The 15,894-nt window shown below is 47.6% G+C and carries 12 protein-coding genes; 6 read left to right on the forward strand and 6 right to left on the reverse strand.

Translation table 11 applies throughout. The features are described 5' to 3' along the window. Position 1 precedes the first annotated feature (1 nt). From tsaD to Q0986_RS17710, 3 genes are all read left to right on the forward strand, one after another. Positions 2–1,045, forward strand: coding sequence for a tRNA (adenosine(37)-N6)-threonylcarbamoyltransferase complex transferase subunit TsaD (gene tsaD, locus Q0986_RS17700; protein WP_299413584.1), 1,044 nt, complete (start codon positions 2–4; stop codon positions 1,043–1,045). A 32-nt stretch (positions 1,046–1,077) separates the two neighbouring features. Continuing rightward, positions 1,078–1,851 carry a ZIP family metal transporter gene (locus Q0986_RS17705; protein WP_299413588.1) on the forward strand — a complete coding sequence of 258 codons (774 nt, stop codon included), beginning with the start codon at positions 1,078–1,080 and terminating at the stop codon, positions 1,849–1,851. 473 nt (positions 1,852–2,324) lie between these two features. Continuing rightward, positions 2,325–2,543, forward strand: coding sequence for a type II toxin-antitoxin system HicB family antitoxin (locus Q0986_RS17710; protein WP_299413592.1), 219 nt, complete (start codon positions 2,325–2,327; stop codon positions 2,541–2,543). 46 nt (positions 2,544–2,589) lie between these two features. Here Q0986_RS17710 and Q0986_RS23035 read toward each other — a convergent pair whose 3' ends face one another. Both Q0986_RS23035 and Q0986_RS17715 read right to left on the reverse strand, forming a co-directional pair. Beyond that, positions 2,590–2,841, reverse strand: a complete 252-nt coding sequence (locus Q0986_RS23035; RefSeq protein WP_366918619.1) for a hypothetical protein — start codon at positions 2,839–2,841, stop codon at positions 2,590–2,592. Continuing rightward, complete coding sequence (locus tag Q0986_RS17715) at positions 2,842–3,042, reverse strand: hypothetical protein (protein WP_299413596.1); 201 nt, start codon at positions 3,040–3,042, stop codon at positions 2,842–2,844. It abuts the gene before it with no gap. A 344-nt stretch (positions 3,043–3,386) separates the two neighbouring features. Between Q0986_RS17715 and Q0986_RS17720 the strand changes: the two genes are divergently transcribed. Beyond that, on the forward strand, positions 3,387–5,648 hold the full coding sequence (locus Q0986_RS17720; protein WP_299413599.1) for a GUN4 domain-containing protein: 2,262 nt from the start codon (positions 3,387–3,389) through the stop codon (positions 5,646–5,648). A gap of 434 nt (positions 5,649–6,082) precedes the next feature. Further along, complete coding sequence (locus Q0986_RS17725) at positions 6,083–6,373, forward strand: HigA family addiction module antitoxin (RefSeq protein ID WP_299413602.1); 291 nt, start codon at positions 6,083–6,085, stop codon at positions 6,371–6,373. A 53-nt stretch (positions 6,374–6,426) separates the two neighbouring features. Here the strand turns inward: Q0986_RS17725 and Q0986_RS17730 are convergent, their stop codons facing one another. Beyond that, complete coding sequence (locus Q0986_RS17730; protein ID WP_299413606.1) at positions 6,427–7,011, reverse strand: Uma2 family endonuclease; 585 nt, start codon at positions 7,009–7,011, stop codon at positions 6,427–6,429. A gap of 85 nt (positions 7,012–7,096) precedes the next feature. On the opposite strand from Q0986_RS17730, the gene cobJ reads away from it, so the two are divergent. Then, positions 7,097–8,920 (forward strand): precorrin-3B C(17)-methyltransferase, encoded by a 1,824-nt coding sequence (gene cobJ / locus Q0986_RS17735; protein WP_299413609.1) that lies wholly within the window; start codon positions 7,097–7,099, stop codon positions 8,918–8,920. A gap of 161 nt (positions 8,921–9,081) precedes the next feature. Here cobJ and Q0986_RS17740 read toward each other — a convergent pair whose 3' ends face one another. From Q0986_RS17740 to Q0986_RS17750, 3 genes are all read right to left on the reverse strand, one after another. After that, a complete protein-coding gene (locus Q0986_RS17740; RefSeq protein WP_299413612.1) occupies positions 9,082–10,998 on the reverse strand; it encodes a serine hydrolase in 1,917 nt (638 codons plus the stop codon). Positions 10,999–11,891: 893 nt separating this feature from the next. Then, positions 11,892–14,696: an ATP-binding protein gene (locus tag Q0986_RS17745; protein ID WP_299413615.1), complete on the reverse strand. Its 2,805-nt coding sequence runs from the start codon at positions 14,694–14,696 to the stop codon at positions 11,892–11,894. Positions 14,697–14,698: 2 nt separating this feature from the next. Next, positions 14,699–15,793 (reverse strand): ATP-binding protein, encoded by a 1,095-nt coding sequence (locus Q0986_RS17750; protein WP_299413618.1) that lies wholly within the window; start codon positions 15,791–15,793, stop codon positions 14,699–14,701. Between the last annotated feature and the right edge of the window lie 101 nt (positions 15,794–15,894).

Genomic DNA, 15,894 nt, shown 5'->3' on the forward strand with positions numbered 1-15,894 from the left:
TATGGCAACAGTTTTAGCAATTGAAACGAGTTGTGATGAAACTGCCGCTGCAGTTGTAAAAAAACGTCACATTTTAAGTAATATTGTTGCGTCCCAAATCGACATTCATCGGCCCTATGGAGGTGTGGTACCAGAGGTTGCCTCTCGCCACCACGTGGAATCCATCAATGATGTGGTTGCAGAAGCATTATCCCAAGCAAAAACAGACTGGCAAGACATTGATGGCATTGCTGTGACTTGTGCGCCAGGACTGGTAGGAGCATTGCTCGTGGGGTTAACCGCCGCCAAGACCTTAGTGATGCTGCACCACAAACCCCTGATTGGGGTTCACCATTTAGAAGGACATATTTGCGCATCCTACCTCCAAAATCCTGATTTAGTACCGCCTTTTCTCTGCTTATTAGTGTCAGGAGGCCATACTAGCCTGATTCAGGTGGAAGGCTGTGGCCAATACCATACCCTAGGCCAAACCCGAGACGATGCGGCTGGTGAAGCCTTTGACAAAGTTGCTCGCCTGCTGGACTTAGGCTATCCCGGTGGACCTGCCATTGACCGGATTGCCATATCAGGCAATTCCCAGGCGTTTAACTTACCTGAAGGGAAAATCTCTTTACCTGAGGGCGGCTTTCATCCTTATGACTCTAGCTTTAGTGGCCTAAAAACAGCCGTTCTCCGTTTGGTAGAATCCCTTCGACAGCGAGGTGAAGACCTCCCGGTTGCTGATATTGCCGCCAGCTTTCAACACACTGTTGCCAAAGCATTAACTCGCCGCACCATCAACTGTGCGGTGGACCATGGTCTATTCACCATTGCCGTTGGCGGTGGCGTTGCTGCAAATAGTGCCCTGCGGGATCAGTTATCAGCAGCGGCCCAGAAAAAAAATCTTCAGGTTCTCTTTCCCCCCTTATCTCTTTGTACAGATAATGCCGCGATGATCGCCTGTGCAGGCGCAGAACATTTGGATCGAGGCCATCGGTCTGCCCTCACTCTGGCCGCATTATCCCGAATGCCTATTTCTAAAGTGATGGAATTGTACTCAGGTTAATCCCAAATGCAACAATCTTTGGAGCAGGCTGTATGAATCTAATCGTGATGGGGTCAGTCGCTAGTTTAGGGGCTGGTATGGCAACCGGCATCGGTGCATTGCCTGTATTATTCATCAAAACTCTGACGGATCGCCTGCAAGGTATTTTTCTCGGCTTTGGTGGCGGTGTTATGTTGGCAGCCACGGCCTTTTCTCTGATTGTGCCAGGAACAGATTTAGCAATAGGCCAAGGCAATACCGAAACCCAGGCTGCCCTAATTATGGTGTTGGGTATTTTGCTAGGAGGTGGGTTCTTGTGGCTGGCCCATAACAACTTTCCCCATGAACATTTTTTCAAAGGCCAGGAAGGCCCCTCCACTTCTAATTTGGCTCGCATATGGCTATTTGTGGTCGCGATTACCCTTCACAATTTCCCAGAAGGAATGGCGGTAGGCGTTGGGTTTAGTGGAGGTTCCCTGTCGAGTGGGATTGCGCTTGCCATTGGCATTGGCTTGCAGAATATACCTGAAGGACTTGTTGTGGCTGTGGCCTTGCGATCGCTCAACTACTCGTCACTTTATGCCTTGGGGGTAGCTTTTCTTACGGGCTTAGTAGAACCTGTCGGCGGTGTTGTGGGGGCTAGTATTATCAGCCTGGCCCAACCCCTATTGCCCTGGGCAATGGCCTTTGCTGCAGGAGCTATGCTATTTGTCATTAGTGATGAAATTATCCCCGAAACCAGCCGTAAGGGCATTCAACAGGAAGGTACCCTCGGTATCATGCTGGGGTTTGTAATGATGATGTATCTAGATGTTGCTCTAGGGTAGTCGACTAGGAGCACTAGAGCTAAACACCATCCCCCTACCATCCCACACCGCCCAGTTCTTACCCCAAAATATTGACGTCTCGATTGCCCGTTTCAGAGCCAGTGGGAGACATCATGGAAATCACTCCAGTGAGATCGCGCTCAATTCTCAGGGATTGATCAGCTGACAAAACTCAAAAAACTGCTCATCCGTCATCGAAACAGATGAGGGGAGTTGCAGCGTCACAGGTGATAGGGGCATGGCAAAAATTAGCCTTGCGGCCATTTATAGTTCAGTTCTGTTGTTATCCTAATATTTCTCCCTTATCACTCTTGCATCACTAAAAATACCTCTTTTGCAGCCAATGGGATAAGGCTAACGCTATTGATTTACCTTATCGTGGTTGACTTGATTGGGAGATGAACGAGACATCTAGGAATAGCCTCCCAAAGCTGCTGCTAGAATCACAATATCTCAACTGAAAGGACTCTAGCGTGAACCCTTTGCAGCAAAATATACATGCCTACATTCGATTAGATGAAGAAGAAAGTTACGTGGCTGAGTGTATGGAAATTGCTGTGGTGACTCAGGGTAAAACCTTGGATGAAGTATCACAGAATTTGGTTGAGGCGGTTAGCCTACATCTAGATGGAGAAGACCCGGCAGAATTTGGTCTGGTTGCCCAGCCAGCTCTTGCAGCAGTCTTGGGATAAATCCAGATAAATGATAGTTCAAAGAGAATAAGGAATATTTCTTAGATTAGCGAATTAGTCTGTCATATTCATCATGGCCCCCAATCCAGACCCAGATAAAGTCTGGGCCGTCTTCTACAGCAAGAGCACGATGACTGAGGCCGACTCTTACTGACCAATATTTACCGACTTTCTTGAAATTGAGAGAAGGATGGGATGAATCAGCTTTGAGTAGGTCAAAGTTTTTTCGGGCTAGGTTCTGGATTGTTTGGGGCAGGGTCGAAAACCGTTTCCAGAACTGTGGTGTCGTTCGATGCACTTATAGATCTTGAAGTTGGCCTTGGGATTTGGCTGCCATTGCTTCTTCAAGCAAGAAATCCAGTTTACCTGCTGCAACGTCAGCTTCTAGCTGTTGGTCCCACAGTTGCCAATCTTTGTGGGCAAACCACTCTCTTAATCGGACAAAATCTTCAGGAGAAAGTGCTTCGATATCAGCTTGGATTCGCTTTATGGGGGGCACGGTTAAATTAGAGTCCTAATGAGATTCGATTTCCATCCTAGCAATAGTTTCACTATCCCAAGCAGTCATATTAAGCTGCAACGTTTGACAGAGATGGGCAAGCAAACACTGACGATTCCTAACCACAAGCAACTTTCGACGTGAACTTGCCGTGCGATTTTTCGGCAAGCAAGCCCATACATACCTATCTCAGAATTAGCATCCTATTTCTACGATTCCTAGTGCTGTTCTATGGCTAATTCATGTTGGTCTGCTGCCAAAAAATAGCGACTTTATTTTAAGAAAAGGCTTATTCCAGGCAGTACAGGTTTAAAACTATAGGTAGATTTGTGCTTGTAGTCGTTATGCCTGAAGATTCGCTCAATTATACGCCTACCAATATCGAGAAGGTTTTTGAGTTACTAGACAATAAGTTAGTCACTTTTGGTGCTCCAGGAGCGTTATCTTTCGTCGGTATTACTAAAGCACGAGAGAATCAATGGACTGATGCAGGTTTGTGTTTTATTGGCGCTGCTAGTATTTGGTTAGCCATCAAAATTGGGAAAAAATTAGCTCCGAAGATTGATCAGGTTCTGGATTGGAGCATCAATATGGCCGAGCAATCTCTGCTCAATACTTGGGCAGCGTTTCGGTCAGATTTTACCCGTGTATATCTTCAACGTCAGGCTAATCTTTGCGAGGAAGCAATTACTGAAGGTTTTAACCCAGATAACACTGCAATTCCACTTTTAGAAGAGGTTTTTGTGCCTTTAGATCTGAGTGGTGCTGGAGTTATGGAGTTTGGTGAGCATCGTAAAGGGAACCCACTGGCAACAGAGACTGCTTCTAAACCAGATTCTTTGGATATCTGGCGATTGTTGGGGAGAACTCGTCAAGATCGCAAGTTCAAGAGAATGGTGATTCTTGCCAAGGGCGGGATGGGCAAAACAACCTTGCTGCGACATATTATTTTGATTTATGCCCAAGAGAAATATCGACGCCGGGGTGCGCCAAAACTAACGCCTATTCTGTTGCGTTTGAGAAATTTTGCACAGACTTGGAAGTTAGAAACTTTGCCGAGTCTTCCTCAACTGATTACAGAGATTCATCTGCCAAAGCTTTTCAACCATGTCTCTGAGAAATGCCCCCCAGCCTGGGCGCAGAAACAGCTAGAGAGTGGCTCAGTATTGGTGCTATTGGATGGGTTTGACGAAGTTCCTGAAAATCAGCGCAGCAAGGTAAGTCGTTGGATCAGTAAGCAGATGGAGGACTATAAGGAAGCGGTCTTTATCCTGACTTCGCGCCCAGCCGGATATAAAGACTACACAGCCCAAAAGCCTGCTGTGCCCATTTTTATCAATAAGTTTTCAGAACAGCAGCAAGAGAGCTTTATTAAACGGTGGTACATCTGCCAGGAAAGATGTTTCCGTAGTCGAAAGCAGCGTAAACATGCCGATCAAGTGGCTGAGAACCGAGCAGCAGATCTGATTAGCCAATTGCGCCAGCGACGAGAAGAGCTAGGCGAGATAGCGGAGAATCCACTGCTGCTCAATATGCTGGTGACATTTCATCGTTTGGCCCCATCCACACAACTCCCTCGGCAGCGACTTGAGCTATACCAAGGGATTTGCAAATTACAGCTCGATGACCGTCCCAAAGCCCGCTTTATCCCCATGCACTTGTCTTTCTCTAAAAGCATGGGGATTTTGCAAAAAATTGCTCTCAAGATGGTGAAAGAACAGCATATAACGATTGCCCATTCATCTTTACAAGAATTTTTACGCCATTTCCCAGTTTGGCAACAGGAGCAGGTGAGTGCTGAAGAATGGGTTAAGCAAGTGGTTGAGGTGAGTGAGCTGTTGGTGGAACGGGAGAAAGGGGAGTACGAATTTCCACATTTAAGTTTTCAAGGATTTTTTGCTGCTAACCAGTTAGCTATTCCTCAGGGGGCTGCAGATGGTCACCCCTATACAAATTTGGTGTTAGGGAACTGGAACGAAGCCAAATGGCGAGAGACCGTTTTGCTTTATACAGCTCAACTGCCCCCCACCAGGCTTCAGGAGGTAATTACTAAAGCTTGTGAGCAAGACAGTGAAGCAGCGGAGTTAGCAGCAGTTTGCCTGAAGGAATATCCTAAACCAGACAAAGTAGACATACACAGTCTGTCTGCCATTATCCAAGATTCTAAGTATCAAACCTTGGAAGAATTGCTGAAAACACAACATTGGCAAGAAGCCGATCAAGAAACCTATCGCTTGATGATTACTACGGTGGGTAAAGAAGATGGGCAATGGTTTGATGCCGATGACTTGAAGACTTTTCCTTATGAAGATCTACAAATTCTGGATCATCTATGGGTGAAATACAGTGAGGGAAAATGGGGTTTCAGTGTGCAAAAGCAAATTTGGGAAAAATGTGGTAGTCCTAGATTTTTCAATAGTGATTGGGACAAGTTTGGTGATTGTGTTGGCTGGAGAAAGAAAGGCAAGTGGCTACCTATTCACCAACTCACTTTTGACCTCAACCAAATCACTGGAGAACTTCCCACAGCTCACAGGAGGGGAGAAATGTATTGGCGTAGTGAATTGGGGGTGACGAATTCTCTTCTCGCACGTGCAGACTTGTAGACGTTTGCACAAAATAGCCCTGAATATTGTAGAAGCATTGTTTGATACATACATCAACACAAAATCGATCTTTTCAAAGATTCTTTATCAACCCTAATTTCTATCAATGGTGGTATGAAATTTGAGTCGAATTGAGTTCTCACCACCTCCGGATTCCAGTAATTCGCTAATACAAACTTCATTGCCACCGCTTGAATCTCAGGATCTAAACCCTCCCAATCATCCCAAGGCAACCGAGTTTGCCCAGGGGAGGGTTTGCGCAGTTTCCGTCTCAACTTCAGTTTCACCAACAACTTTGTTCCCCAATGGTTTCTCTGGGGTGGTTTGGGCTTGGGTTTATACCGCTGACAAAAACGTCGATAGGCCCGAGCACAAATTTCAATTGAATTTGTCGATGGAGACGTTTTAAAACTTGATTATGAGGACTATCACTGATGCTGATGCACAATCCACCCCATCCTGGCGAAGTGATTCAGGGGCTATTTATCAAACCCAACGACTTAACCCTAACGGATGTTGCCAAAGCCCTAAACGTCAGCCCAAGCAACTTCTCACGCTTAATTAATGGCAAAATTGCCCTCAGTTCGGACATGGCCGTCCGGCTCTCTAGAGTCCTGGGGCTAGAGCCGTTGACCTGGATGCGGATGCAGGCTGACTACGATATTTGGAATGTACAGCAACAGGACGATCATGCTGAACTAAAACGGCTGGTTGGGGAAGCGTAAGCAACCTGTTCGCAGCATCAATGGTTCTCAAAAAAGTCGTCCCACGCCCAGACTCACCAAACCTTCGTCAAATTCAACACAAACCCTGACAATTCAGGCTCAGCACTGATCTGACTTGGACTCTGCAGGCACTCAATGTCTTGCTGAGGGCGATACACAAATACCCGGCGCTGATGCCGATCAATTAGCCACCCCAATCGACATCCCGGCTCCGCTAAATATTCCGTCATCTTGTCTTGCAACGGCTGCAAACTATCCGAAGGCGATCGCAGCTCCACCACAAAATCAGGACAAATCGGCGCAAACCGCTGCTGTTGTTCCAACGTTAGCCCTTGCCACCGCTCCAGACTAATCCAAGCCGCATCCGGCGATCTTTCTGCCCCACTGGATAACTTAAACCCCGCACTCGAACTAAACACCAACCCACTGCCATCCCGCTCCGCCCAATTCCACAACTGCCCCAAAATATTGACTTCTCGATTGCCCGTTTCAGAGCCAGTGGGAGACATAATGGAAATCACTCCAGTGCGATCGCGCTCAATTCTGAGCGCCTGATTCATCTGACAAAACTCAAAAAACTGCTCATCCGTCATCGAAACAGATGAGGGGAGTTGCAGCGTCACAGGTGATAGGGTCATGGCAAAAATCAGCCTTGTGGCTATTTATGGTTCAGTCCTGTTGTTATCCTAATATTTCTCCCTTAGCCCTAACCGGAACATTCCCTTGAGTCAACGTTTGCTTCAAGCCTTCCAGCCCTTAGCTGCCTTCGCCACCACCCCCAACGCCGTCCATACCCTTCATCCCCTCTGCCAACAAACCGGAGCCACCCTCTGGGTCCCCGCCTCCCTTGCCCACCTCCCCCACACCCAAGGCTACACAGGCTCTCTGAAAGACCATCTCCAAACCCTGTGGAACGACCACCAGGGACTGATTTTTTGCCTCGCCACTGGAGCCGTTGTTCGCCTAATCGCCCCCCTCCTAACCGACAAATCCCAAGATCCTGCCGTTGTCGTCCTTGATGAACCCGGCCAATTCGTGCTCAGCCTCTGCAGTGGTCACCTGGGGAGAGCGGACCAACTTACCCAGCTCCTCGCCCAACAGATCGGAGCTATCCCCATCCTTACTGGGGCTAGCAATGCCGCTAACTTGCCCAGCATTGATACCCTCGGCATCCCCTTTGGTTGGCAACGAGGGGCTGGGGACTGGAACGCTATCGCTGGTGCCATTGCCCGAGGTGAAGCCGTCACTGTTCACCAAGCCGCTGGCTCAGAACTATGGCAGTCCCATTTACCCCCATCTCATACCTATAAATTCGTTAGCGATACCGAATCGCCCCAAATTTGGATCAGCTCTAAAGCCCTATCCTCAGACCAAGCCACCGTCCAATGGCATCCTCGCGTTCTCTGGGTAGGCATAGGTTGTGAGCGAGGCACCTCCAGACAGCTGATGGAACAGGCCCTGCACCAAGTCTGTGAACAATATCAACTGGCTTGGCAGGCAATTGCTGGGATTGCCACCCTAGACCTGAAAGCGGATGAAGTCGGGTTAGTGGACCTCTGCCAACAGGCCAACTGGCCTCTGCAATGCTATTCCCCTGAAGACTTAAAGACCGTAGAAGTCCCCACCCCTTCCGAGGTCGTCAAGGCCGAAGTGGGGACATCCAGCGTGGCTGAAGCCGCTGTCCTTAAAGCTGCCCAGCAAACCACCCTACTGGTCACCAAGCAAATCTTCAAAGACCCGGCACAACCTGGAGCGGTCACCATTGCCATCGCTCAAGCTGCGCAGGAATATATTGGGCGAACGGGACAACTGCTGCTAGTGGGAACGGGGCCGGGTGCTCTAGAGCAAATGACCCCTGCGGCCAAAACTGCCATTACTCAAGCAGATGTAGTGATTGGTTATACCCTCTATGTGGATTTGGTGCGATCGCAGTTTCGTCCCGGTCAAATCATCGAACAGTCCCCCATTACCCAAGAACGCCAACGCGCCCAACGAGCCATCGATTTAGCTCAGTGGGGCCTGACTGTTGCCGTGATTTCTTCTGGTGATGCCGGTATCTATGGCATGGCCGGCTTGGTGATGGAAGCGTTGCAACAGAATGATTGGGATGGACAGACTCCTAACGTCCAAATTTTTCCCGGTATTTCTGCCTTGCAAGCAGCTGCATCCCAGGTCGGTACGCCATTAATGCATGACTTTTGTGCCATTAGCCTCAGTGATTTGCTCACTCCCTGGCCTGTAATTGAAAAGCGTTTGGAGGCTGCGGCTGCTGCCGACTTTGTGATGGCACTGTACAATCCGCGATCGCAAAAACGAATCGAACATCTACTCAAAGCTCAGCAAATCTGTTTGCAACATCGAGATCCACAAACTCCCGTAGCCGTGGTGCGATCGGTGTATCGTCCTGACCAAACTACTCATTTGGGAACGCTAGCTGAGCTGGATACTCTGCCCGTAGATATGCTCAGTACGGTGATCATCGGTAATGCAACCACTCGGTTTCATCAAGATTGGATGATTACTCCCAGAGGCTATTTTCAATCTTGACCCATCTCTCCAAAGAATTGACCTGAACTCAGGTCAAGCCCATTTTTGAGGTCTCTCTACGGGAGCATGAAGATTTCAGCCACGTCAGAATAAGAATTTTGGCTTATCTCGAACACAGGTCAATTGGCAAATGTCCCGAATTGGTATGAATTGAGTCTCACTTATGGGTTAGCGCGTGCTATATCCAGGAGCTGTTGGGTCAAAACCTTAGTATTGACAGAAGGATTTTTAGTGTTGGTCAATGCGACAACAGTTATTCCATTGGCAATATCTATGCGAATGTGCGAGTTAGATCCCTGGTTGCTTCCTGTCTTGGAAGCTTGAGTTGGCCCGCTATTTAAATCCCAACCATTGGCTTGGCCGTTTATAGTCCCCCCGCTCCACATGATATCGCGTGTAGCTCTCGGGAAATAGCGATCACGCAGAACACCATCACCAAAAAGGGCAAGGTCACGGGCAGAGGATTCCATGCCGCTACCACCAGCCTTCCAGCTAACGTTCTCAAACTGTGTATTGCTCACCTTAGAAGAACCTGCATTAATTGTCGCTCTTTCTCCTGAAGAATCAGGAGAGGAACGTACTTCAACCCGTAACGTATCGAGGCCCAACGGATCAGCAATACGAGTTTTTATCAAATCAGCGAAGGTTGCATCGGCTTCAATCTCTAATGCAGCACCCGCTAGTGTATATCCATGGGTAGAATAAATAAACGCTCCCGGCGAGCAATCCGTAGAAATCCAGGTATTGGTTTTGATAACTCCGCCCAAATGTGAATTTAGCGCAGATTGAGACGAGTTGTACTGTACTTGAGTACCGTTATCATCCCCGTCTGAGTAATGCTTCACACAGCTCAGATTCTGTAATAACTGACGAACTGTGTGGTCATGCTGTGTTCCTAGGTCAGAAATAATAGTATCAGTGCGATCATCCAAGTCGATAATACCAGCCTCTTCCATGTCGTATGCCAAGGTACCAGTCACTGGTTTAGCTATCGATGCAAGGCGATATATTGTGCCGCTGTGTGCCGTTATATTTTTATCTTTGTCAGCAAAGCCAGCTCCGCTTTGAAAAATGACCTTACCATTGCGGATAATTGCTGCACCCACGCCGGGAATATTAGCATTGCCTGCAAAATCTGATAGCGCCTTTTGAGCGTCAGTGCGCCCTTTCCAGTCATAGCGGGTATTATTCTCACGCCAGACAGCAGCATATTGGGTACCCCTACCATTGATGGAAGGACACTTTTCTATATCAACAATGCGCATACCTTGGTCAGAATACTTATGCCAGTTATTCCGTAAGTCTTGTGAAGACATCTGTCGTAGTGCAACCCAGCCCCGTCCGGGCTGATTCTTTTCCCAAATGGCAGCATAGGCTAAATTACCATTGCGTTCATAACAATCTAGATCACTAACGCGATAGCCTTGCTCACTGTATTTTTCAAAGTTTTGGCCATAGTTCTTTGGAGTCATATCTCGTAGTTCGACCCAGTCTTGGTTGGAGGTATTTTCAACCCAGATGATGGAATAAAGCATACGGCCGCGTACTTCGATCGCATCGATATCAATTGGCTTAAATTTTCCTTTGTTTGCTTCAAATTTTTCAGAGAATTGCTCATTGGTTAAGTTACGATTAGAAACCCAATTCAGTCCTTCTTTGTTCTCAACCATGATCAATGAGTAGCGTAATTGACCATCAATCACTTCAGCATCTTGATCAATTGGACGAAAACCCTTTTCACGGTATTCGTTCCACCTATCATGAAATTGATCGGACGTAAGTCGACGCCAACTTGCCCATTGGCGACCATCAGTGTTCTTTTGCCAAACCCCTGAATAATCAGCTCCACCATTATCCATTTCAATATCGATGGGAATAAATCCATCATCTTTATAGCTTTCCCAAACCCTAGAAAAGGCAGAATCAGAAGCACCATAGCGAAACTTCCAGGAGAGTGATTCAGGATCGTGGAAGTCTTGGGCTCTGGCTTCACTGGTGTAGAGTACAACCATAAAAGCCATTAATAGGATATTTCTAATCAATTTCCCTGAGCGATAGAGCATGAACATAATATTCATAGGTATTTTCTCCTTGACGATGAGGTTTTCTGACTTACAAAAAAGCTAATATTTCCATTATTGATTTACCAAAATAAATTCGTATGAAATTCAAAAATGCTCCTGTGATTCACAATTATCTGCTATATCAATCACAAGTTTTGCATAAAAATATTCTGGCTAAATTTCCTGACAACTTTTATTTTTTTATATTTAAATAACTGAATTCAGGATGCATTTTTTATTAAAATACATTTAGGGTTGACTGAGTATTTTTCTTGTCATTCGTTTTTTGAATTCGCGACAAACTGCCCAATAATTCAATATAACAACCTTTATTGAGTCTAAAAATTACAACTAAAAAATCTTATTTTTACCTTTCTACAATGGATCTACAGAGTTCCCTCCAATTTTATTCTCTATGAATATAGACAACTTAAGCTTTTAAGATATTTATACTAATGACTATCGTTCTAATGGATGAGAGTGCAATAAATAGAATAAATTGCAAGTCAAACAACCCAAATTCTATTCCACATATCAAGACACTTTAATTATCCACTTAGAGAAATAGAGATTTTTCTGATTATATTGAAGCCGAAAAATAAAATCTTTCACGAGTATCTGGTTGACTTTTTTGCAGAATACAATTTTGTGTCTATACACATTTATCGACTCAAAATCTATAAATTATGTCAATTAAAACAAAAATTTACAAAGTATTTACAACGCTTGCATGTTTCTTCAAATCGATCTCTCCGTCGCCAATATTCTAATGATCAACGTTCGCTTTAAGAGTGATTTTTAGACAAAAATCATAATTTCTCTTTATAAGAGTTTCAGGATTCGATATCACTGAAGCAACGTGATTAACCTTCTCTTGAAAAAGGCTTTGCCTGATTTTTTTGCATTGTCTATGCTTTTGGGAACCTTATAAACCAGCGTCGAATTAACTCCACCTGGAAGCAATACCCTTCATTTATAGGTTGAATAAGGTCTCGTTGTATCAGGCGATGAATTAGGCCATCTACTGGCTTGTTTAGATATTGGGAGAGTTCACTAGCAGCAACCCCATTTCCTTCTCCCTGCGCAGCCACATACCGCAGAATCGCTAATCCATCTGCACTGACATGATTTTGCTCAATATCGGCAAAGAAGAAACTGGCACTGGTCAAAGCCTGGGGAACCGCTGCTTCCACATCTGCGAGGGATGCCCGCCGTCGGATAGCAACGTCTTGTTCATTTTTAAGGGCAATAATTTCAGCACAGAGAAGTTGGATCAAAAAAGGATGGCAGTGGGTTAACGCTATTACCCGCTGCACTGCATCAGACTCATATTGCAACTCAAACTCAGGGATAGGACTTGTGATCAGCTGCAGCGCTTCTGGTCCCGTCAAATAACTGACCGGAACCACCTGCAGGTTAATCAGATAGCTAGCCCAACTTTTGAACGCTTCCAGGGTATGAGTGCCCGAGAGCAAGACCTTAAACTGAGGGCGATGCTGCATCAGATGACGTAGCATCCCCAAAATAGCTGCTTCATCGAACCGTCCCTGCTCAAAGGCACCCACTAAAACTTCAAACTCATCTAAGGCCAGCAATGCCGTCCGATTGCCCAGCAGAACCGCTACCTGATCCAGCCATTCTTCAAACTGGGTAAATGGATCAACCGCCAAATCGCTTCGTTCCAAAGGGGGGAATTTAACACCGCGATACTGGTTTGCAGCGGCTGACATGGCTTTAGCGAGGTTATATAGAAAGCCTGTATGATCCTGAGCCCGCGATGCCGACCCTTGCAGATCCACAAACAAGGGAATAATCGTCTGGGGGAGCAAACGCCCCAAATTATTGAGCAGTGATGTTTTACCCATACGTCGCTGCCCATACAGCAACAAAGCCGGACTGCGATCATCGCGCACTAGTTGTTCAATCCGCTGGCTAATGTCTGTCCGACCCACAAACAGCGCTTGTTGCCCGGTTAACGGGATACCGATAATGTAGGGCGAGTCAATTTCTTGGTTCTGGTCCGTCTCGGTTTGGAGGGTTTCAATCTGTTGGGAAATGATCTGATGCCAGGCCTGAAAAATAGTGCGGAACCTGGCAGTGCGATGGCCGTTGTTTGCTGGTCGCAGGACATAGGCCGCATCCCCTCGTATCACCTGCCGCTGAGCATCCAATCGTTCCAAGATCGCACTCAGAGCCAACCGCTGATTGTAGGAACTCCTTTGCTGTAAGGCAGCATCCACATCCAAACTCATCTGCTTACAGATGCGGAATAGATAACTTTCCTCCGTCTCTTCACCCAGAATCTTCTTCTGAACCTGGCAGATATCTGCGATTGTTTGGCATTGCTCTAACTTACGAATATTCAGCTCCACTTGAGCCTGGTGAGCCGCCCATCGTTGCGGTGTGTGATCAATAAAGTCGATGGCTGCTTGTCCCTCTCGTGACCAACTCTCTAGAGCCAGGACTAAATGCTGATCTAGCCCGACTAACGGCAAATATTGAAACTCATCCCAAAACACCGTATGCCATCGGAGGTAGCTAGATTGATGCTCCGTTCTTTGGGTATCGAGGCGATACAGGCACTGATTCCACAAGACTTGTACGGGATACAGCAAAATAGGTCGCCACTGGGCCATCGTTAATCCCAAAGCGATGCAAACTAGACTGAGCGGTAACGTCAACTGCAGGGACAGCCCACCAATCAGGCTGGCAAAAATGATATACACGCCGCCACTGCCAATGGTGCCCACAACTGCGGCAATCCAAGGACCAGCGATGGATTCCGTCAGCACATAGGGCAGGGCAAATAAGGTGGTTAAAAGTAGGGCATTACCACCGCCAATCGCCATACCCCGAACCACAATACTGTCAACGTTTAAGCCCAGTCCCACTGCTGTGCCAATGCAGGCTCCTAACCCAAGGCACATCGGGATTGCAATCCGCCATCGCTGCGTTCGCCATCCCAGGGCAATACCGTAAAAGCACCCCATTCCCAAGCCTAGGAGGGTAAAAGAGAAGGCGTTAAGTGGAATTGCCCCCGGACGGAGAAGCTGCGTTGTTGCTTGGGACACCGCCCATAGACCGCTGAGGCTAAGGACAATCCCCAACACTGCACCGCCGACTTTTTGCGATACGGGAATGCGATCGCTTCTCCGAGGTGACAAACTCACGGCTACGCTGGCCGCCACATTTGAGGCATTAATCCCCACTAAAGACACCGGGTGAATAAAACTCTGCAACACCCCCACACTGGCTGCGGCTGAGCCCCAACCCAGATCAGCAAGGGTGGTCGTTCCCAGCATGGCCCCAAATAGCAGTCCCACCACCATTCCGCCGATAAAACTGCTGGCTAAACTAACGGCGACGCCCACCACCATCCCCCCGGCTAAGCTACCAGCGCCACTCGCAGCCATACCCACCGCTATTCCAAAAGCCATATCAGTGCCAGACACACCAAATCCCCATAGCCCAACACCAACAACAATCCCCACCAGCAGGGGCAGAATCACATACCCTTGTATCAAAAGCCGTTTGAGTACTAAAGGTTGGGGTTGTCGCCAGTCGATCTCAGCTAGGCAAAAATCAGGGCGCAGATTGATGGGGCGCAGGTGATGTTTCCAGGCCGAAGGATGGAAAAAGAACCAACAGAGCAGATGTAAACTGCCCCAAAACAAGTTGGGATGCAGGTGTGGAGCATGGGTGTAGCGCGCCACCGTTATCTTTGATCCAACAAATAGCGATAGGGCTCAATCTGTTTCAACCCTTCGGTTTGCCACGCCGTCCCCGTTTCATCATTGTCCAAGGCAAACAAACGTTCAGAACATAAAATTTGAGCCAGGAACGGCCAACCCCCACTCTGCTGACAAATCCAAGCTTGATCCGCGTCCGTAAAGGGAATCGGTGAACTCGCCATTAGGTCTAAGGTATCTTGCTGCTGCCAAGGGTCTAAGGTCGTGGAATAGCCAAAGATATTGAAAAAGGGCGAGCTGAAGCCACTGTGTTGGGCCAGTTCCATTGGAGTTTCTGGGGCAGAGATAACAAAGGCCAAATTGCCCGCCGTTTGATTGGTGGCTAACGACCGGAGGCTTTCCCAAAAGGCATCGTCTAGCTCAGGACAGCGCTGCAAACCCACTCCAATTTCGTCTAGCAGGATAACGGTGGGCTGATGGACTGCACCACTGACCCGATCCATAAAGCCATCTAAATCCAGGGCATCGGGAACTGGCAGCCTCAGTGCCGAGAGTAAATGGCCCAGTAGTTTATCCTGGCTGGACATGCGGGTATCTTGAAAATCGACAAAAATCCAGTTGTAAAGATCTGGACGCGGCAACCAATTATGCTCTTGGTGGGGGCGCAGTTGATCCGGCGAAGCCGTGGTGATAGTCGCCAGGTAGCGGAGAAACGAGGTTTTCCCTGACCGTCGTGGACCCATGATTGCCATATTCTGCAATGGATGATGTTTGAGTAGGGTAAAGCAGCGTTTGAGTGGTCTCTCTCGACCAAAGAAATGACGGGGATGGTGAATGGGTGTCCCGGTGATAAATGGTGATGCTTCCAGGGCAGCGGGAGGAGCATCCAATACCGATGGGGACTCTGTGTAGGCAATCGCTTGCCAATCTAACCCCAGTTGATCACAGATTTCCCGGAAGTTTTCGTAGTCAATGGGTTTACCGCCCAAAAAATTCTTGACGGTGGAGAGGGATGGGCCAATGTCGGCAGCGAAGGTCTTTTGACTGGGGTACCCGTTCCGTTGCAAAGCCAGTTTCACTTTTGGCAGGTTGTCGATGGTGACGCGCAGGGATCGGGCCATTGTTTCGTGCAGAGGCTTTGCTCAAATTGTATCGTCCATCCATGGGCTCAAACTCACCCCCAAGTCATCCCTAAGTCCCCTCTTGCCCAACCGTAATCTCA

The organism is Acaryochloris sp. IP29b_bin.148 (genome assembly GCF_028285565.1).
GTDB lineage: Bacteria > Cyanobacteriota > Cyanobacteriia > Thermosynechococcales > Thermosynechococcaceae > Acaryochloris.